The organism is Zoogloea dura (assembly GCF_012927165.1).
Classification (GTDB): Bacteria; Pseudomonadota; Gammaproteobacteria; order Burkholderiales; family Rhodocyclaceae; genus Zoogloea; species Zoogloea dura.
This window is the reverse complement of record NZ_JABBGA010000001.1, coordinates 1-19,271: the sequence shown is the minus strand read 5'-3', so window position 1 is coordinate 19,271 and position 19,271 is coordinate 1. Positions and strand designations below refer to the sequence as shown.

The following is a 19,271-nucleotide window of genomic DNA, read 5'->3' as shown; positions in this document are numbered from 1 at the left end:
GACATCCGCAATCCGGAACCCGGGCGTGTCAGGAATTTTGTGTTCGAGGCTCCCGAACGCTCCGATACATTCATTTGCCATTCTCCCGTGCCCCCTGCGGATGGCCTCCTATAATCGTCGGCATCTTTTCTGCCGGACGCCGACGATGAAACCCGCCTCGCATAGCTCCTTCCTCCCCCTGCCCTGGCTGCTTGCCGCCCTGCTTGGCAATCTGCAGCCGGCTTTTGCCGCATCTGCCACCGCACCGGGGGAATCTCTCCAGGCGCAGAGCGCCGCCCAGGTGGCGCCGATCACCCGGGTGATGCTCTACCCCGACAGCGCGGTGGTGGAACGCAGTGTGCGGGTGAAGGCAGGCGATACGCGCATCGAGATTCCGGGTTTGCCGGCCAATTTCAGCGTCCAGGCGCTACAGATCGACAGTGACGGCGGCGTCCGCATCGGCGAGACGACGGCGCTGGACAGCAGCCGCCATGCCCCGCTCACTGCCGAAGAGGCGAGGCTCGATGCGGAGGTGAAACGCCTCAAATCCCGCATCGACGCCATCGAGATCGACAAGAAGGCGGCCGAGCTCGAACTCAAATATCTCGACAGCCTGGCCTCGCCCAGCGAAAGCCAGCGCACCGGGCAGCCTGCCGCCACCCTGCAGACCCTGCGCCAGGGCAGCATCCAGGCCCAACGGCGGATCCTCGACGCCGAGGCCGAGAAGGCCCGCCTGCAGCCCACGCTGGACAGCCTCAGCCAGGATCTGACCCGCATCCGCCCCGCGGTGAACGAAGTCCGTACCCTGCGGATCCGGGTGGAGGCGCCCCGGGACGGCCTGCTGCGCCTGCGTTATCCCCTCGCTGACGCGGGTTGGCGGCCTGCCTACCGGGCGACCCTCAATGCGGATGGAACGGGAGTCAGCCTGGAGCGGACGGCCCAGCTGGCGCAGCGGACGGGCGAAGATTGGTCGCGGGTGAAGCTGAGTCTGGTCACCGGGCGCTCGCGCAACGCGGTGACGGGCCCGGTTCCTTCGCCCTGGAACATCCAGCTGCGCCCGGAATACCGCGCCGAGATGGCCCGCGCCGCAGCCTATCCGGCCGCTGCCCCGGTTCCGGTCCCGACGGCCTTGCGTGCCAAGGAGGCGACGCCCGAACCGCTCTTCGAGGTGGCCGCCAACCACGGCGAATACAGCACCGAATACGACCTGTCCGAGCCCCTCAGCCTGCCCGCCGATGGCCGGCCCATGAATGTGTCACTCGAGACCCTGCGCATCCCGGTGCAGCTGCAGGTGCAGGTCTCACCGCGGCAGGACAAGGCCGCCTGGCTGGTCGCCACCGGCAGCCTGCCGGAGGGTGTGTGGCCAGCCGGCGAGATGCAGCTCTATCGCAACGGCAATTACGTGGGGTCGAGCCGCTGGAACCCGGCCTGGACGACCGGCCTCAAGCTGCCCTTCGGCCAGGATGAGCAGATCCGGGTGAGCGTGCGCCCGGTGACGGCGCGCAACGCCAGCAGCGGCCTGATCGGGCAGAGTGCCGAGCGGCAGCTCGAAGATGTGTTCACCGTGACGAGCCGTCACAAGGCGGCGGTGAAGCTCCTTGTGCTGGAGGCCAGCCCGGTGGGGCAGGACGAGAAGATCGAACTGAGCAGCCAGTTCAAACCCCCGGTGAGCCACCAGGACTGGGACGGCAGGCGGGGCGTGGTGGCCTGGGAGCAGGAACTCAAGGGCGGCGCCAGCCAGGACTTCTCGGTGGAATACCGGATCCGCTGGCCGAAGGAGCGTCAGATCATCGGCCTGCCCTGAGCCCCCGCCCGCGCAAGCCCTTTAAGGCAGCTCCGGCGCGGGCAGCGCCGACGGGGGCAGGTCATCCAGCTGCGCCGATTCGATGCGCTGGAAGTGGGCGCTGATCTTGCGCGACGAGGTCTGCACCTCGGCCACGTCCTCGCCGGCCTGGCGGATGTGGGTGGCGAGGCGCTGCATGCGCTCGTCGAAGCGGGTGAAGTCCTTCGACAGCTTGCCCAGGGCGTCCTTGATCACGTGGATCTGCTTGCGTGTCTCGACGTCCTTGATCACCGCCCGGGCGGTGTTGAGCACGGCCATCAGGGTGGTGGGCGAGACGATCCACACCCGGCGGCTCATGGCGTAGGCCACCACCTCCGGGTGATAGGCGTGGATCTCTGCAAACACCGCCTCGGCGGGGATGAACATCACCGCGCCATCGCTGGTCACCTCGGGCAGGATGTATTTGGTGGCGATGGCCTCGACGTGGCGCTTCACGTCATTGCGGAAGGAAGCCTGGGCGCCCCTGCGCTCCAGGTCGCTGACACCGGCGGCGAACATGCGGTGGTAGTTCTCCAGCGGAAACTTCGAATCCACCACCACCATCCCGGTCGGCTCGGGCAGGCGCAGCACGCAGTCAGCCCGGGTGCCGTTGGGCAGGGTGAACTGGAAGTCGAAGGCCTCCGGCGGCAAGGCATTGCGCACCAGGGCTTCGAGCTGCACCTCGCCGAAGGCGCCCCGGGCGCGCTTGTCGCCGAGCAGCTCCTGCAGGCTGACCACATTGGTGGTCAGGTCGCCGATCTTCTTTTGCGCTTCGTCGATGGTGGCGAGGCGGGCCATGACACTGGCGAAGGTTTCATTGGTCTTGCGGAAGCCCTCGTCGAGACGCTGGTTGACATGGCCGGTGATGGCCTCGAGACGTTCCCCCACCGTGCGGTTCATCGCCTCGATGTGGGTCGCCAGCTGATCCGAGGCCGCCTTGAGGCCGCTCTGCAGCAGCTCACGGTCGGCCCGGGCGTGCTCGGAGAGGGTCTTGAGCGTCTCGGCCAGCATCTCGCTGCGCAGCTTCTCCTGGGCCGCCGCCAGCGTGCTGGCCAGCTCGGACAGACGCAGCGCGCTGTCCTCCTGATGCTTGCCGAACTGCCCGATGAGGGCCAGGTGGAACTGCTGCAGGCCGTGGCGGGAGGCGGCCTCCCCGGCTTCCAGGCGTTCGCGCAGGCGGTCGGTCTCGCCGGCCACCATGTCCATGATGCGGTCGGCGTTGGTGGTGGCGGAGGCCTGCAGCTCGCGCACGAACTGCAGTTGCTGGTGGCCGAAGAGGCTTTCGAGGCGGCTGCCCAGGTCTTCGGCCAGCTCATCCCCCAGGCGGTCGAGGCGACGCACCTGCAGGATGAGATAGATGACGGCGCCCAGCGTGAGCAACAGCGCGGCGAGCAGCCAGGGGAACAAGGTGGCGATGGTGGAGAGGGTCTCGGGAGTCATGCCCCGAGTATACCGCCCGCCTGTAGATCAGTTCAGCGCCCGCAGGCTGGCCAGCGGCGGCTGGGCCAGCAGATGGCGGGTGCCATACCAGCCCGCCAGGGTCACCACCGCCACACCGGCCAGCGCACCCGCCAGCACCGGCAGCACGTCCGGCACATAGGGCAGCTTGAACACGAAATGACCGAGGGCCCAGCCGATCCCGCTGGCCCCGACCCCGGCCAGGCCACCGGCGATCAGGCCCAGCACGGCAAACTCGGCCAGCAGTGCCGCGCGCAGCTGGGCATTGCGGGCGCCCAGGGTGCGCAGGATGGCCAGCTCCTTCTCGCGCTCGTCGTGGGTGGACTGCAAGGCGCCGAACAGGACGATCACCCCGGCCACCACGGCGAAGCCGAAGACGAATTGCACCGCTGCGATGAGCTGATCGACCATGCCCTGGATCTGGGAGATCACCGCCGCCACGTCGATCACGGTGAAATTGGGAAAGGCCGCCACCAGCCGGTTGGCAAAGTCCATTTTTGTGGCAGGCAGGTAGAAGCTGGTGATGTAGCTGGCCGGAAAGCTCTCGAGCATGCCCGGCCCGGCGATGACGAAGAAGTTCACCCGCATCGAGTCCCAGTCCAGCTTGCGCAGGCTGGTGATGCGCGCCTCGCTGCGGCTGCCGGCAATCTCGAAGGTGAGCACATCGCCCATGCTCAACCCCAGCGTCTGGGCCAGGCCCTGCTCCACCGAGAACTGGGGCGTGCTGGCCTGGCCATGCCACAGCCCTTCCACCACGCTGTTGCCATCCGGCAGGCGGGTGTCGAAGGAGAGGTTGAAATCCCGGTCCACCAGGCGCTTCGCACGGTCTTCGGCGTAGTCGTCCGGCCCCACGGGGCGGCCGTTGATGGCCACCAGGCGGCCGCGGATCATCGGCTGCAGGTTGGGCGCCGGCCGGCCTTCGGCGCGGAAGAACTCACGCACCGGCTCGAGCTGTTCCGGCTGGATATTGATGACGAAGCGGTTCGGTGCGTCGATCGGTGTGGCCTGCTTCCAGTTGGCCAGCAGATCACTACGCACCAGGGTGAGCAGCAGCAGCGCGGTGATGCCCATGCCCAATGCCAGGATCTGCACCAGGCTGGCCACCGGTCGCCGCTTGAGGGAGGCGATGCCGTAGCGCCAACCGCTGCTGGCCACCCCGCGGACCCGCCCGAGGGCAGCGAGGGCCGCCCAGCCGACCAGGCCATACACCGCGAAGGCCAGCGCAAAACCACCGACCACGGCGGCTCCCAGCAGCCAGTCACGGGCAATCGCCACCAGCAGAGCGGCCAACACCAGGGCGCCAGCGGCCCAGGCCAGGCCTTCACGGGCTGCCATGCCGTCCCATTCGCGGCGCAGCACGCGCAATGTCGGCACCCGCCCGAGGCGGATCAGCGGCGGCAGGGCGAAGCCCAGCAACAGCAGCAGAGACACCCCCAGGCCATGCACCACCGGCCATCCGCCCGGCGCCGGCAGCGGAAAGCCCACCAGGCTGCCGAGCAGCGCATTGAGACCGAACTGCACGCCGAAGCCGATCAGGCAGCCGACCGCCCCGGCCCCCAGCCCGAGCAGCGCAAACTCGCCGAGGAAGAGGCCCATCAGGCGCGACTGGCTGGCACCCACGCAGCGCATCACGGCGCAGCCGTCGAGGTGGCGCTCGACGAAACGCCGCGTCGCCAGGCCCACCGCCACTGCGGCCAAGACCACCGCCAGCATCGCCGCGAAGCGCAGGAAGCGTTCGGTGCGGTCGAGGATGCTGCGCACCTCGGGCCTGGCGTTGTCCACGTTCTCGAGGGACTCGCCACGCTTCAGGCGCGGCCGCGCCCAGGCGTCGAAGCCGGCCACGGCCTTGGCCTCACCAGCCACGTGCAGGCGATGCACGACCCGGCTGCCCGGCTGGATCAGCCCGGTGGCGGGCAGGTCGGCCGCATTGAAGATGAGCCGCGGCAGCAGGCTGAAGAAGTTGGCGCCACGATCCGATTCGAAGCTCAGCACGGCCGCCATGCGGAAGCTGGAGGCGCCCAGGCCGATCTGGTCGCCGACCTTGGCCCCCAGCGCACTGGCCAGGCGCTCGTCCAGCCACAGTTCGCCCCGCGCCGGAATGCCCGGCGCCGGCGCGTCCGGCTGATTCAAGCCCGGCGCAATGCGGATCGCACCGCGCAAGGGGTGGCCGTCCTCCACCGCCTTGACGCCGGCCAACTGGGCACTGTCACCACGGCTGGCCATGCTGGTGAAGGTGCTGGACACCACGCTCTGCAAGCCCCGCGAGGTGGCCTCCTGACGCCAGGCGGGGTCGAGGGCGTGGTCGGACACCAGGACCAGGTCGCCGCCCAGCAACTGGTTGGCCTCCCGCCCCAGGGCCTGGGCCACCCGGTCGGTGAAGAAGCCGACGCTGGTGAGGCTGGCCACGGCGATGATCAGTGCCACGAGGAGCAGGCCGAGCTCGCCCGCCCGCAGGTCACGGCGCAGCATGCGCCAGGAAAGAGCCAGAGAGGCGCGAAGGGAGAGTGCGGTGGGATTCATGGGCTCTCAGGCAACGGACGCGCAAAAAGATTCCGGCCGCAGCCGGAATCTCCTTGTAACAGCCCGCCATGGCAGGCCGATGACGACAGGCGGGCTCAGGCGCGGGCCAGCCAGCGCTCCACCAGGCGTATCCAGTAGGCCACGCCGAAAGGGATGGCTTCGTCGTTGAAGTCGTAGCGCGGGTTGTGCAGGGTGCAGCCGCCCTCCCCCGGCCCGTTGCCGAGCCAGATGTAGCAGCCGGGCTTTTCCTGCAGGAAGAAGGAGAAGTCCTCGGCCCCCATGCTCGGCTTGGCATCCACCGAGACCCGGCCCTCGCCGCACACCTCGCCGGCCACGCCGGCACAGAACTCGGCCTCCGGCACGGTGTTGATGGTCGGGGGGTAACCGCGGCGGTATTCGAAGTGCACGTTGGCGCCGAAGGCCGCCCCGACGCCGGCACAGACCCGCTGCATCGCGTCTTCCACCTGGCGCTGGATGTCCGGGCTGAAGGCCCGCACGGTGCCGCAGATGCGCGCCACGTCGGGGATCACGTTGTAGGCATCGCCGGCATGAAACTGGGTGATCGACAGCACCGCCGCGTCCTGCGGATCACGGTTGCGGCTGATCACCGACTGCAGGGCCTGCACCAGGGCCGCGCCGGCCAGCACCGGGTCGATGCCCTGGTGGGGCATGGCGGCGTGGGCGCCGTGGCCCTTGATCTCGATGTCGAAGCGATCGGCGCAGGCCATCACCGGCCCGCGATGCACGGCGATCTGCCCGACCGGCAGGCCGGGCCAGTTGTGCAGGCCGAAGATCGCCTCCATGGGGAAGCGTTCGAAGAGGCCGTCGGCGATCATCGCCGGCGCGCCGCCCTCGCCCTCCTCGGCGGGCTGAAAGACGAAATACACGGTGCCGTCAAAGTCCGGCTGGCGCACCAGACGCGCCGCCGCGCCGAGCAGCATGGCGGTGTGGCCGTCATGCCCGCAGGCATGCATGCGCCCGGGGTGCTTCGAGTGGTGGTTGAACTCGTTCTTCTCCTGGATGGGCAGCGCGTCCATGTCGGCGCGCAGGCCGATGGCGCGCGGGCTGTTGCCGGCGCGGAGTACGCCGACCACGCCGGTCTTGCCGATCCCGGTGTGGGTCTCGATGCCGAGTGCCCGCATACGCTCGGCCACCAGGGCGGCGGTGCGGTGCTCTTCGAAGGCAAGTTCGGGGTGGGCGTGGATGTCCCGACGGATCGCGGTGGTCTCCGCATGGTCGGCCCGCAGAGTGTCGATAAGGTGCATGATGCGTCCCGATGAGCGGCCCATGGCCGAGGCAGGAAATGATAGCAGCGGCGGGGCTTGCGGCTCCATCGCACCAGACTCTGGAACAAGGATGAAACTGTTTTACGCCGACCACTTCGTGCTGCCCCTGCCCGAGGGGCACCGCTTTCCGATGGAAAAGTACTCGCGCCTGCGGGCCCGCCTGACGGACTCCGGCCTGTTCGGCGCGGAGGACTTCCATGTGCCCGCCGCCGCCAGCGACACCGAGATCCTGCGCGCCCACGACGCGGCCTACCTGCAGCGGATGGTGCGCGGCAGCCTCGACAAGGAGGAGATCCGGCGCATCGGCTTTCCGTGGTCCGAGGCCATGGTCGAGCGTTCGCGCCGCTCTGCCGGCGCCACCCTGGCCGCGTGCCGGGCGGCGCTGGAAGACGGCTGCGCGGCCAACCTCGCGGGCGGTACCCATCACGCCTTCCGCGACCACGGCGAGGGCTTCTGCGTCTTCAATGATGCGGCCATCGCCGCCCTGGCGATGCGCGCCGAAGGCCGCGTGGAGCGGGTCGCCATCGTCGACTGCGACGTGCACCAGGGCAACGGCACCGCGTCCATCCTGGCCAATCGCCCCGAGTGTTTCACCTTCAGCATCCACGGTGCCCGCAACTACCCCTTCGACAAGGAAGCCAGCGACATGGACGTGGAGCTGCCCGACGGCACTTCGGACGACACCTATCTCACCGCCCTGCAGGCCGCCCTGGGCGCCGTGTTTGCCCGCGGCCGCCCCGACCTGGTGATCTACCTGGCCGGCGCCGACCCCTACGAGGATGACCGCCTGGGCCGCCTGAAGCTCACCAAGCAGGGCCTCGCCGAGCGCGACCAGCTGGTCTTCGAGAAGGTGAAGAAGCGCGGCTTGCCGATCGCCATTGCGATGGCCGGCGGTTACGCCCGCCAGATCGACGACACGGTCGAGATACACACCAATACGGTGTGCAGCGCGGCACGGCACTTCCGTAAACGTCAAACCGCCTCGCTATAATCGAACGAAACTCCACAGAGGACTCCCCGATGCGTTTCGAAGGCTCAGAAAACTACGTCGCCACCCCCGACCTGATGCTGGCGGTGAATGCCGCCATCCGCCTGCAGCGCCCCCTGCTGATCAAGGGCGAACCCGGCACCGGCAAGACCATGCTGGCCGAGGAAGTCGCCGCGGCTCTGGGCATGCCGCTGCTGCAATGGCACATCAAATCCACCACCAAGGCCCAGCAGGGCCTGTATGAATACGATGCGGTGTCGCGCCTGCGTGACTCCCAGCTCGGCGACGACCGGGTCAAGGACATCTCGCAATACATCGTCAAGGGCCCCCTGTGGCAGGCCTTCGAGGCCGACCAGCCGACCGTGGTGCTGATCGACGAGATCGACAAGGCCGACATCGAGTTCCCCAACGACCTGCTGCGCGAACTCGACCGCATGGAGTTCTATGTGTATGAGACGCGGGAGCTGATCAAGGCCCGGCACCGCCCCATCGTCTTCATCACCTCCAACAACGAGAAGGAACTGCCTGACGCCTTCCTGCGCCGCTGCTTCTTCCACTACATCAAGTTCCCCGACCGGGACACCATGCAGAGGATCGTGGATGTGCACTTCCCGGGCATCAAGCAGGCCATGCTGAAGGAGGCCCTGGAAGTCTTCTTCGGCCTGCGCGACGTGCCCGGCCTGAAGAAGAAGCCCTCCACCTCCGAGCTGATCGACTGGCTCAAGCTGCTGGTGGCCGAAGAGATCCCCGTCGAGGCGCTGCGTTCGCCCGACCAGAAGGCCAGCATCCCGCCCCTCCACGGCGCCCTGCTGAAGAACGAGCAGGACATGCACCTCTTCGAACGCCTGGTCTTCATGGCCCAGCGCAACCGTTGATCCGGGCGGCGTCATGCTGATCGACTTCTTCCTGCATCTCAAGGCGCGCAAGCTGCCGGTGTCCACCAAGGAGTTCCTGACCCTGCTGGAGGCCCTGCAGTCCGGCCTGGCCGGGCACAGCATGGAGGACTTCTACTTCCTGGCCCGGGCCAGCCTGGTCAAGGACGAATCCCAGTTCGACCGCTTCGACCAGGCCTTCGGCGAGTACTTCAAGGGTTTAGAGGCCATTCCCGGCCTCGAGGTGGATCTGCCCGAGGAATGGCTGAAGGCGATGATGCAGAAGCACCTCAGCCCCGAAGAGAAGGCGAAGCTTGAAAAGCTGGGCTGGGACAAGCTGATGGAGGAGTTCAAGAAGCGCCTGCAGGAGCAGAAGGGACGCCACCAGGGCGGCTCCAAGTGGGTTGGCACCGGCGGCACCTCCCCCTTCGGCAACAATGGCTTCCACCCGGAGGGCATCCGGGTCGGCGGCGAGTCCGCCGGCAACCGCACGGCGGTCAAGGTCTGGGACCAGCGGGAATACCGCAACCTGGACGATTCAGTGGAGCTGGGCACCCGCAACATCAAGGTCGCCCTGCGCCGCCTGCGCCGCTTTGCCCGCCAGGGCGCACCGGACGAACTGGACCTGGACGGCACCATCACCGCCACGGCCCGCAATGCGGGCTACCTGGACCTGCTGATGCGACCGGAGCGCCACAATGCGGTGAAGGTGCTGATCTTCTTCGACGTGGGCGGTTCGATGGACGACCACGTGAAGGTCTGCGAGGAGCTGTTCTCGGCCTGCCGGACCGAGTTCAAGCACATGGAGTACTTCTATTTCCACAACTGCGTCTACGACCAGGTCTGGCGCGACAGCCACCGCCGCCACTCGGAGCGCACCCCGACCCTCGATGTGATCCACAAGTACGGGCCGGAGTACAAGCTGATCTTCGTCGGCGACGCGACCATGAGCCCCTACGAGATCCTGCAGCCCAACGGGTCGATCGAATACAGCAACACCGAGGCCGGCGCGGTGTGGCTGCGCCGCCTGATCGATGCCTACCCGGCCACCGCATGGCTGAACCCGGAGCCGGAGCGGACCTGGGACTATCGTCAGTCCATCGGCATCATCCGGCAGATCGTCGGGGAACACATGTTTCCCCTCACCCTCGACGGACTGACCCGGGCCATCACGCACCTGTCACGCAAGCACTGAGGGGCCCCTGACCCCTCGGTAAATAAGGCGGATCAGGGCACCCGGTAGTTTTCCTGGGTCATGATGTCGATGCCGCACTGCAGGTTCTCGATCCAGTCGAGGAAGCGGTTGACCATCGCCTTGCCCTCGAAGCGGCAGCCGTGCTGCGGCACGATCATCTCCACGTCGAGCTGGCGCACCATGTTCACCCAGTAGCGGCAGATCTTGTTGGAGATCATGTAGCGGCGGTGGAAGCCGGCCATGGTGATGACGTGGTCGTCGAAATCCTTGACCGGCATCGCCGCCTGCTCGTGGGTCACCAGCGAGGCGCCCATGTCGCCGGAGAACAGGATCTTCGCAACCGGGTCGTAGAACTGGAAGTTGCCTTCGGAGTGCATGAAGTGAGCCGGCAGGGCCTTGATCTTGCTCTCGCCCAGCGCGATGTTCATGCCTTCGTCGGGAATCCCGAGAATGCGGCTGGTGTAGTCCTTGCCCGTGGTGAAGTGCGGAATGAAGCGGGTCCACAGGCGCGAGATCATGACCTTGCAGTGGGTGGTGACCATCCACTTGTTGAGCGACGCGATGATGTCCGGATCGGCATGGGTCGCGAAGATGAAATCCAGGCCCCGCGACGGGAAGAAGCGCTGCATCGACATCAGCAGGCCGTTGTAGGTCATGTTGCCGCCCGGGTCGATGAGGGCCCCGTGCTCGCCATCCACGATCAGGAACTGATTGCATTGCACCGCATGGTCCGCCTCCTCGTCCACCAGATCGTAGAAGGCCAGACAGGCGTGCTTGCCATTATTGAAAAGTTCAACAGCCATGGGAGTGTCACGGGAATGAAATCGGACCGCTACTTTAGCCGACTCGCCAAATGGCGAAAACATGACAACCACTGTCCTTGATCGTGGTCAACGGATTGCATCGTCAGACACGCTTGTTTGCGGTATCTTCCACCCCTTGCTGAACATCACGCCCTGGAGTATCCCGTTGAAATTCCAACGCCCGCTGCTTTTCCTGGTTTCCGCCTGCCTGCTGCTCCTGAGCCATCAGGCCTCGGCACTCGGTCCAGGCACTGATCCCCGCGGCATGGCCATCGGCCCCGGGGCGCCGCAGGCCATGCCCTTCGGAGGCATCAATCGCGAGGGACAAGGGGGCGTACGTCCGGAAAACCTCAAGGGCCCGAGCGGCACAGTCTGCAACTCGCGCAGCACAAACAGCGGCACCACCCGCCGCGACCCGTCCGGCAAGGTGCAGATCTTCAACGACACGCGCTCCCTGCGCAGCCGCAGCGGCAATGTGTACGGCAACTGCAACGACTCGGCCAGCGCCATCGGGAAGCGTCTGCCCGGCACCGCATCCAGCGGCGCCACGGGCCGTCTCACCGGCAAGAACAAACCCAAATCCGCCTTCAACAGCCAGACCAATACCCTCAAGGCGGCCTCCGACGGCTACGTGGATCGTTCCGCCACCAGTTCGATGATGCCCAGGAAGCGGGCCTCGCTCTACGACCCCGCCACCGGCGGACTGCGTCAGCCCAAGGTGATGGATCCGTACCAGATCTACCAGCGCTGAACCTGTGATCCTGCAATGAAAAAGGGGCGCCATCCGGCGCCCCTTCTCTTTGATGCGGTCCGCCTGAAGGATCAGGCGCCGTTCATCGCCAGCATGAGCTGGTTGATGCGCTTCACGAAGCTCGCCGGGTCGTCGAGGGTGCCGCCTTCGGCCAGCAGGGCCTGGTCGAACAGCACCGCGGCCCAGTCGGCAAACTGCGCATCCTCGTACTTGAGGCGCAGCACCACCGGGTGGCTCGGGTTGATCTCGAGGATGGGCTTGGACAGGGGCGCGTTCTGCCCGGCGGCCTTCATCAGGCGGGCCAGGTTCATCCCCATGTCGTGCTCGTCGGCCACCAGGCAGGCAGGAGAGTCGGTCAGGCGATGGGTGACCCGCACTTCCTTGACGCGCCCTTCCAGGCTCGCTTTCATCTTGTCGAGCAGATCCTTCAGCTCACCGGTTTCCTTCTCGACAGCGGCCTTCTCGGCTTCGTCCTCGAGCGCACCGAGGTCGAGGCCGCCCTTGGCCACGGAGGCCAGCTGCTTGCCATCGAACTCGGTGAGATGGCCCACCACCCATTCATCGACCCGGTTGGACAGCAGCAGCACCTCGATGCCCTTCTTGCGGAAGATCTCGAGGTGCGGGCTGTTCCTGGCCGCGTTGAAGGTGTCGGCGGTGACGTAGTAGATTTTCTCCTGGCCTTCCTTCATGCGGCCGATGTAATCGGCCAGGGAGACGATTTCCTCGGCCGTGTCGGCCTGGGTGGAGGCGAAGCGCAGCAGGCCGGCGATCTTGTCCTTGTTGGAATGGTCTTCGCCCACCCCTTCCTTCAGCACCTGGCCGAACTCCTTCCAGAAGGTGGTGTACTTGTCCTTGTTGTTTTCGGCCAGATCCTCGAGCAGACCCAGGACCTTCTTGGTGCAGCCGGCACGCAGGGTGTCGATGTCCTTGGATTCCTGCAGGATCTCGCGGGAGACGTTGAGGGGCAGGTCGTTGGAATCCACCACGCCACGCACGAAGCGCAGGTAGAGGGGCATCAGCTTCTCGGCGTCGTCCATGATGAAGACACGGCGCACATAGAGCTTCACCCCGTGGCGGGCCTGGCGGTCCCACATGTCGAAGGGTGCATGGCCCGGCACATAGAGGAGCTGGGTGTATTCGTGGCGGCCTTCCACCTTGGAGTGGGTCCAGGCCAGCGGCTCTTCGTAGTCGTGGGCAACGTGCTTGTAGAACTCGGTGTATTCCTCGTCGCTGATGTCGGACTTGGCGCGGGCCCACAGGGCGTTGGCCTTGTTCACCGTTTCGAGTTCGTCGGTGACCACCTGCTCCTTCTTCTCCTCGTCCCACTGCTCCTTCTTCATCACGATGGGCTGCAGGATGTGGTCGGAGTATTTCTGGATGATGCTGCGGAGCTTCCAGCTGGACAGCAGGTCGTCCTGGTCTTCCCGCAGGTGCAGGGTGATCTCGGTGCCGCGGTCGGCCTTGTCGATCGCCTCGACGGTGTACTCGCCGGCGGTGTCGCCGGTCATCGCGCATTCCCAGCGCACGCCGTCAGCGGCGGCCAGGCCGGCACGCCGGGTGCGCACCGTGACCTTGTCGGCGACGATGAAGGCCGAGTAGAAACCGACCCCGAACTGGCCGATCAGGTGGGCGTCCTTCTTCTGGTCGCCGGTCAGCTTGCCGAAGAACTCCTTGGTGCCGGACTTGGCGATGGTGCCCAGGTTGGTCACCACCTCGTCGCGGTTCATGCCGATACCGTTGTCGGAAATCGTCAGCGTGCGCGCGGCCTTGTCCAGTTCCACCCGGATCTTGAGCTCGCTGTCGCTCTCGAACAGCCCGGCATTCTCCAGGGCCTCGAAGCGCAGCTTGTCACAGGCGTCGGAAGCATTCGAGACCAGCTCGCGCAGGAAGATCTCCCGGTTCGAATACAGCGAGTGGATCATGAGATGCAGCAACTGCTTCACTTCCGCCTGGAAGTTCATGGTTTGCGCGGACGACATTTTCTCGACAGTCATAAAGCTTGCTCCATGGGGACCGTTAACGTCCCACATATGGGTCCATCCCCACCACTTTCAAGCCCCCGAAGGTCAATGCCCGCTTCCAACTGATGGAACGCTTCAGATTGTCTGCTCCACCCCCGGCCCCGCTGCATGCCACGAGCGAGACGGGCGATCCCCCTCCGCGCCAGGCCGCATCGCTGCGTCGCCTGCGCATTGCGGTCTGGGCGGCCTTTGCGCTGCTCGTCGGCATCATCATCATCGTTTCCGTGTCCTTGATCCGCTATGACCGGGAGCAGGCGCTGCGTCGGGCCGACTCCGAACTGCTGAGCCTGACCCGCGTCCTGGAAGAGCACGTTGCCCGCTGCTTCGGCGAAACGGAAGCAGCCGTCTCCGAGATCGCCGCGCAGGTGGCCCGGCAAGGCAGCATCGACAGCCTGGGCGAAGCGGCCCTCCAGTCCCTGCTCCGCCAGCGCGCCGCCAATCTGCCGGAAGCGGAATTCCTGTTCGTCGAACGGGAAGACGGCAGCCTGGCAGCGGACTCGTCCCCTCCCGACAGGCAGGGCGTCGAGCCCCGCGAAGGCGCCCTGCACACGCCGGCCATGCCCCATCAGCTGAGCGAAGGCGTGGATATCGGAAGCCCGCTGAAGAGCCCCTTGTCAGGCCGCTGGATCACCCCGTTGACCCGTCAGATCTTCGACGCATCCGGAAAATACCTGGGCACCGCCGGGGCGGCCATCAGCCATCCTTATTTCGAGGGCGTGTACAAGGAGCTCCAGCTGGCGCAGAAGGACACCATCATGATCCTCCACGTCAACCGGGCAAGCCTGCTGATCCACCACCCGCCTGCCGACGCGCTGATCGGCAGCAGCGTGGCCGGATCACCCGCCATCAGCCTCGACCTCCGGCAACGCAGCAGCATCGTCACCGCCACCCTTCCCGGCGGTCCGGAAGAGCGGATCACCGCCTACCGGAGACTCGCCGACAGACCACTGATCGTCAGCACCAGCCGCCCGGTCGCCGACGCCCTCGCCGATTACCACGCGCACCGCGAACGGATCATCACGGCGGCAGGCGTCATGACCACCCTGCTCGCCGCCCTCGCCCTGCTGCTGCACCAGGACACCCGGCGGCGCGACGCCGACCGCCAGACCCTGGCCGAGCTCAATGCCTCGCTGGAAGAGCGGGTCCGCCGGCGCACCGAGGAGCTTGAGCACTCCAACCGGGAACTGCTGAATTTCAGCTACTCGGTGTCCCACGACCTGCGCGCACCGCTGCGCGCCATCAACGGCTTTTCCCATGCGCTGGAGGAAGACTACGGACAGAAGATCGACGACACCGGCCGCGAATACCTCGCCCGCCTGCGCAAGGCCAGCCTTCGGATGGGCGAACTGATCGACGAGCTGCAGAAACTGGCCAGCGTGTCCCGCCACACCCTGCGCATCGAACAGACCGATGTGAGCGCCATCGCCCAGGACATCCTGGACGACCTGGCCGCAGTGAACCAGGGACGGCACGTGCAGGCCCATGTGGAACCGGGCCTGACGGCCGATGCCGACCCCACCCTGATCCGCAACGCTCTGGAGAATCTACTGGGCAATGCCTGGAAATTCACCCGGGACAGCCATCCGCCGATCATTCACGTGGGGGGGCGGCCGCACGGCGCGGAAAAACTCTTCTACGTGACCGACAACGGGATTGGCTTCGACATGGAGCACGCCAACAAGCTGTTCCAGCCTTTCCAGCAATTGCACAAGCGGGAAGGCTTCGAAGGATCGGGGATCGGTCTTGCCAGTGTGCGGCGCATCATCGAGCGCCATGGCGGAACGGTATGGGCGGAGTCGTCGCCGGGGGCCGGCACGACCATGTTCTTCACCCTCCCGCGCAGCCCGGCGCTGGTGCGCCGCCCCCGCGAGAAACTGCAGGGCTGAAGCGCTGGGAGGCCACCTCCCGCGACGGGCGTGCAGCCTAGATGTAGCGGATCTCGACGACCTCGATCTCGCGCATGCCGGCCGGGCTCGCGAATCGCACCACATCCCCCTCCCGGGCCTTCAAGAGGGCTCGGGACAGGGGCGCGATCCAGCTGATCCGCCCTTCCGAGGCATTCGCCTCGTCCACTCCGACGATCTGATAGGTCTGATCCTCGCCGCCATCGGCATCGCACACCACCGTGACGGTCGCCCCGAAGAAGACCTGCTCGGTATTTTCCTGCTCGGAGGGGGTGACCACCGTGGCGCTTTCCAGCCGCTTGATCAGGAAGCGGATGCGGCGATCGATCTCGCGCAGGCGTTTCTTGCCGTAGATGTAGTCGCCGTTCTCGGAACGGTCACCATTGGATGCGGCCCATCTCACCGTCTCGACGAGCCGGGGGCGCTCATCCTTGACCAGCTGATCGAGCTCCGCCTTGAGGGTCTCGAAACCCCGACGGGTCATATAGTTGCGTGTCCCCGGCGGCAGACTGGGGGCACCGGGCGACGCCTCGTCGTCCTCGTCCTGGTCGTTCTCCTTGACGAAAGCCTTGTTCACCCTGACAACTCCGGATCACCCAAAAGGAGGGGAATGGTAGGACTGCCATGGCCCCGCTGGCAAGCCAGGCAGTCCCTGCGGAGCGCTCAGTGATACACGGCGGGCTGGGTCATCAACGTTCCGTAGTCATCGATCCAGGTCCCAAAGTCGTCCATTTCGGTTGCGGAACTGGCCATCTCCCGCAATTCAGTGCGAAAACGCTGCGCGGCTTCGTCGCGAAAAAGCGCACCCTTGCCACTGCGCTTGTCGATGACCTCGACGGCATCGACACTCGGATAGTCCACCACGTAAAGAACCGGGTTGTTCAGCACCACGTTCATGACAGGCCTCCTGATCACGGGGTTGTGCCTCAATGGGCATCGATGCTTCCGGAGATGGGAACACATCCGGGTACTTCAAGTTCCCCGCAACGTTGTATTTCCTATCCACCGCGCCTAAGATTCAACGAAATCAGCCTTCACGCCACGCCATGAACGACTGCAAAGAACCCGATGCCGACGTTACCAGCCTCGCCTCCCGCCTGGCCGTGCTGACGACCGAGCACCGGGACCTCGACGCCGTCATCGCCCAGGTTTCGATCGCTCCCCCGCCAGGCGACGATCTCCTGCTGCGACGCCTCAAGAAGCGCAAGCTGGTTCTCAAAGACCGCATCTCCCTGATCGAGCGGCTGCTCGACCCGGATGTGCCTGCCTGATGCCCCTCAACCCACCCTGACGCTCCCGACTGCATGCCCATCCACCGAAACGCCGGGGCCGACACGCTCGCCCTGCACGCCGGACAGACGCCCGATCCCGTCCATCGCTCCCGCGCAACACCGATCCACTTCACCACCAGCTACGTCTTCGAGAGTGGTGATCACGCCGCCGCCCTGTTCAACCAGGAACGAGCCGGCCATGTGTATTCGCGCATTTCCAATCCCACCAACGCGGTGCTGGAGGAACGCATCGCTGCCCTCGACGGCGGGGTCGGCGCCATCGCCTGCGCCAGCGGCCAGGCGGCCCTGACTCTGGCCATCACCACCCTGATGGGCAGCGGCGGGCATATCGTCGCCTCGCGCTCCCTGTATGGCGGCTCCCACAACCTGCTGGGCTACACCCTGCCGCGTTTCGGCATCGAGACCACCTTCGTGCCGGCCGGCGACGCAGACGCCTGGCGCGCAGCCATCCGCCCCAACACCCGCCTGCTGTTCGGCGAGTCCATCGGCAACCCGGGCCTCGAGGTGCTCGACATTCCGACGCTGGCCCAGATCGCCCGTGATGCGCGGCTGCCGCTGATGGTGGATGCCACTCTGGTCACCCCCATCCTGCAGTGCCCCATCGACCTGGGTGCCAACATCGTCATGCACTCCGCCACCAAGTACCTGGGCGGTCACGGTGTCGCCATCGGCGGCCTGCTGGTGGATGGTGGCAACTTCGACTGGGAAGCCAGCGAGGGGCGTTTCCCGACCCTCACCGAACCCTACGAAGGCTTCCACGGCATGGACTTCGCTGAGGAGTCGCCCATCGCCGCCTTCCTGCTGCGTGCCCGCCGTGAAGGCCTGCGCGATTTCGGCGCCTGCCTGTCGCCGATGAACGCCTTCCAGATCCTGCAGGGCATGGAAACCCTCGGCCTGCGCATGGAGCGCCACGTCGCCAACGCCCGCGCCCTGGTGGAGCACCTGGTGAAGCATCCCTTTGTCGAATCCGTCTCATGGCCCGAGCTGGACACCCACCCGGACAAGGCCCTGGCCGCGAGCCTGCTGCCCAGGGGCTGCGGTGGCGTCTTCAGCTTCAGCCTCAAGGGCGGGCGCAAGGCCGGCAGCACCTTCATCGAAGGCCTGCGCCTGTTCTCCCACCTGGCCAACGTGGGTGACGCCAAGTCCCTGGCCATCCACCCGGCCAGCACCACCCACTTCCGCATGTCCGCCGAGAGCCTGCTCGCGGCAGGCATCACGGAGGGCACCGTCCGCCTGTCCACCGGCCTCGAGACCGCCACCGACCTGATCGAGGATCTGGACCGGGGCCTGTACGCCGCCCAGAAAGCCTGCGCCTGAACTCCCCACGATGAAACTCACTGTCTCCGGCAAGTCCGTTTATTGCTATACCGGCGGCCGCGCAAACCAGCCCGGCCGTCCCACCCTTGTCCTGATTCACGGCGCCGGCCACGACCACAGTGTCTGGACCCTGCAAAGCCGCTACTTCGCGACCCACGGCTGGAACGTACTGGTGCCCGACCTGCCCGGTCACGGCCAGTCCGAAGGCCCGCAGCGGGAATCCATCGGCGAGCTGGCCGACTGGGTTGGCCTGCTCCTCGAGGCTGCGGGCATCGGCCCGACACTGCTGGCGGGGCACAGCATGGGCTCCCTGGTGGCGCTCGAAACCGCCGCACGGTTTCCCACCAGGGTTTCGCTGCTCGCCCTGATCGGCTCCGTCGCCCCGATGCCGGTGGCTGCGCCCTTGCTTGAGGCCACCCTCGCCAACCGGGACAAGGCCCACGCCATGATCAACCAGTGGTCTTACGCCCCGGGCAGCCAGCTTGGCAGCAGCAGCATCCCCGGCATGAACCTCACGGCCATCAACGAACGCCTGATGCAGCGCCAGGCCCTCGGCGTGCTGCATCGCGACATGTCAGCCTGCAACGCCTATGCCGGAGGCTTTGAAGCCGCCGCGAAGGTACGCTGCCCGACCCTGCTGCTGAGCGCCGCCCAGGACCGCATGACCTCACCCAAGGCCATCACCCCGCTGGCTGAGGCCTTCGGGCAGGAAACTCCGCTGCGCAAGCTCGTCATCCCCGCCGCCGGCCACGCCATGATGGCCGAGGCGCCCGGCGCCGTACTCGAAGGCCTGTGGAACTTTGCCGGCGCTTTCGCCTCCTCTCTCCAGGAGCGTCCATGACCTGACACACAGCCCTCTCCAGGCCTGCCCACCGTTGCTGCACGGTGGCTCGCCCCTCCCGCTCCCAGCCATTTACATCCAAAAAACCATAACGGAGACAACTCATGGCTCAGCACGAATCCCCATCGGACGACCGGAACGCCGAAGGTCTGCCCTTCCCGAGTATCCGCAGCATCGGCTTCGGCGCTCCCCTGCGCTGGCTTGCGCGAGGCCTTTCCGACC

General features: G+C 66.3%; 16 protein-coding genes. 9 read left to right on the top strand and 7 right to left on the bottom strand.

Features of this window, described 5'->3' with window-relative positions; translation table 11 throughout:
* The first annotated feature begins 145 nt into the window (after positions 1-145).
* Positions 146-1,783 (top strand): DUF4139 domain-containing protein, encoded by a 1,638-nt coding sequence (locus HHL15_RS00080; protein ID WP_169143791.1) that lies wholly within the window; start codon positions 146-148, stop codon positions 1,781-1,783.
* 21 nt (positions 1,784-1,804) lie between these two features.
* Here HHL15_RS00080 and HHL15_RS00075 read toward each other — a convergent pair whose 3' ends face one another.
* The 3 genes from HHL15_RS00075 to HHL15_RS00065 all read right to left on the bottom strand — a co-directional run bounded on the left by HHL15_RS00075 (position 1,805) and on the right by HHL15_RS00065 (position 7,044).
* Positions 1,805-3,241 carry a DNA recombination protein RmuC gene (locus HHL15_RS00075; RefSeq protein ID WP_169143790.1) on the bottom strand — a complete coding sequence of 479 codons (1,437 nt, stop codon included), beginning with the start codon at positions 3,239-3,241 and terminating at the stop codon, positions 1,805-1,807.
* Between the two features lie 27 nt (positions 3,242-3,268).
* Positions 3,269-5,779: an ABC transporter permease gene (locus HHL15_RS00070; RefSeq protein ID WP_169143789.1), complete on the bottom strand. Its 2,511-nt coding sequence runs from the start codon at positions 5,777-5,779 to the stop codon at positions 3,269-3,271.
* A 95-nt stretch (positions 5,780-5,874) separates the two neighbouring features.
* Positions 5,875-7,044, bottom strand: a complete 1,170-nt coding sequence (locus HHL15_RS00065) for a M20 aminoacylase family protein (protein ID WP_169143788.1) — start codon at positions 7,042-7,044, stop codon at positions 5,875-5,877.
* 91 nt (positions 7,045-7,135) lie between these two features.
* Between HHL15_RS00065 and HHL15_RS00060 the strand changes: the two genes are divergently transcribed.
* Genes HHL15_RS00060 through HHL15_RS00050 form a run of 3 tightly spaced genes read left to right on the top strand, consistent with a single transcriptional unit; the run spans position 7,136 to position 10,120 of the window.
* Positions 7,136-8,056, top strand: coding sequence for a histone deacetylase family protein (locus tag HHL15_RS00060; RefSeq protein ID WP_169143787.1), 921 nt, complete (start codon positions 7,136-7,138; stop codon positions 8,054-8,056).
* A gap of 29 nt (positions 8,057-8,085) precedes the next feature.
* Positions 8,086-8,928 carry an AAA family ATPase gene (locus tag HHL15_RS00055; RefSeq protein ID WP_169143786.1) on the top strand — a complete coding sequence of 281 codons (843 nt, stop codon included), beginning with the start codon at positions 8,086-8,088 and terminating at the stop codon, positions 8,926-8,928.
* Positions 8,929-8,941: 13 nt separating this feature from the next.
* The gene (locus HHL15_RS00050) at positions 8,942-10,120 is read left to right on the top strand and encodes a vWA domain-containing protein (RefSeq protein WP_169143785.1); all 1,179 of its coding nucleotides are present in this window, start codon (positions 8,942-8,944) and stop codon (positions 10,118-10,120) included.
* 32 nt (positions 10,121-10,152) lie between these two features.
* On the opposite strand, the gene HHL15_RS00045 is transcribed toward HHL15_RS00050, so the two are convergent.
* Positions 10,153-10,923 (bottom strand): oxygen-binding di-iron domain-containing protein, encoded by a 771-nt coding sequence (locus HHL15_RS00045; protein WP_169143784.1) that lies wholly within the window; start codon positions 10,921-10,923, stop codon positions 10,153-10,155.
* Positions 10,924-11,089: 166 nt separating this feature from the next.
* Between HHL15_RS00045 and HHL15_RS00040 the strand changes: the two genes are divergently transcribed.
* Positions 11,090-11,674, top strand: a complete 585-nt coding sequence (locus tag HHL15_RS00040) for a hypothetical protein (RefSeq protein WP_169143783.1) — start codon at positions 11,090-11,092, stop codon at positions 11,672-11,674.
* Between the two features lie 71 nt (positions 11,675-11,745).
* On the opposite strand, the gene htpG is transcribed toward HHL15_RS00040, so the two are convergent.
* On the bottom strand, positions 11,746-13,668 hold the full coding sequence (htpG, locus tag HHL15_RS00035) for a molecular chaperone HtpG (RefSeq protein WP_169143782.1): 1,923 nt from the start codon (positions 13,666-13,668) through the stop codon (positions 11,746-11,748).
* Positions 13,669-13,775: 107 nt separating this feature from the next.
* Between htpG and HHL15_RS00030 the strand changes: the two genes are divergently transcribed.
* A complete protein-coding gene (locus tag HHL15_RS00030; protein WP_169143781.1) occupies positions 13,776-15,581 on the top strand; it encodes a sensor histidine kinase in 1,806 nt (601 codons plus the stop codon).
* Positions 15,582-15,618: 37 nt separating this feature from the next.
* Here HHL15_RS00030 and greB read toward each other — a convergent pair whose 3' ends face one another.
* On the bottom strand, positions 15,619-16,176 hold the full coding sequence (gene greB / locus HHL15_RS00025) for a transcription elongation factor GreB (RefSeq protein ID WP_169143780.1): 558 nt from the start codon (positions 16,174-16,176) through the stop codon (positions 15,619-15,621).
* 86 nt (positions 16,177-16,262) lie between these two features.
* Positions 16,263-16,496, bottom strand: a complete 234-nt coding sequence (locus tag HHL15_RS00020) for a DUF3567 family protein (protein ID WP_169143779.1) — start codon at positions 16,494-16,496, stop codon at positions 16,263-16,265.
* 149 nt (positions 16,497-16,645) lie between these two features.
* Between HHL15_RS00020 and HHL15_RS00015 the strand changes: the two genes are divergently transcribed.
* From HHL15_RS00015 to HHL15_RS00005, 3 genes are read left to right on the top strand one after another with little or no spacing between them, the layout of a single operon-like run.
* The gene (locus HHL15_RS00015) at positions 16,646-16,870 is read left to right on the top strand and encodes a DUF465 domain-containing protein (RefSeq protein WP_169143778.1); all 225 of its coding nucleotides are present in this window, start codon (positions 16,646-16,648) and stop codon (positions 16,868-16,870) included.
* 33 nt (positions 16,871-16,903) lie between these two features.
* Positions 16,904-18,208, top strand: a complete 1,305-nt coding sequence (locus HHL15_RS00010; RefSeq protein WP_169143777.1) for an O-acetylhomoserine aminocarboxypropyltransferase — start codon at positions 16,904-16,906, stop codon at positions 18,206-18,208.
* A gap of 10 nt (positions 18,209-18,218) precedes the next feature.
* Complete coding sequence (locus HHL15_RS00005; RefSeq protein WP_169143776.1) at positions 18,219-19,049, top strand: alpha/beta fold hydrolase; 831 nt, start codon at positions 18,219-18,221, stop codon at positions 19,047-19,049.
* Positions 19,050-19,271 lie beyond the last annotated feature (222 nt).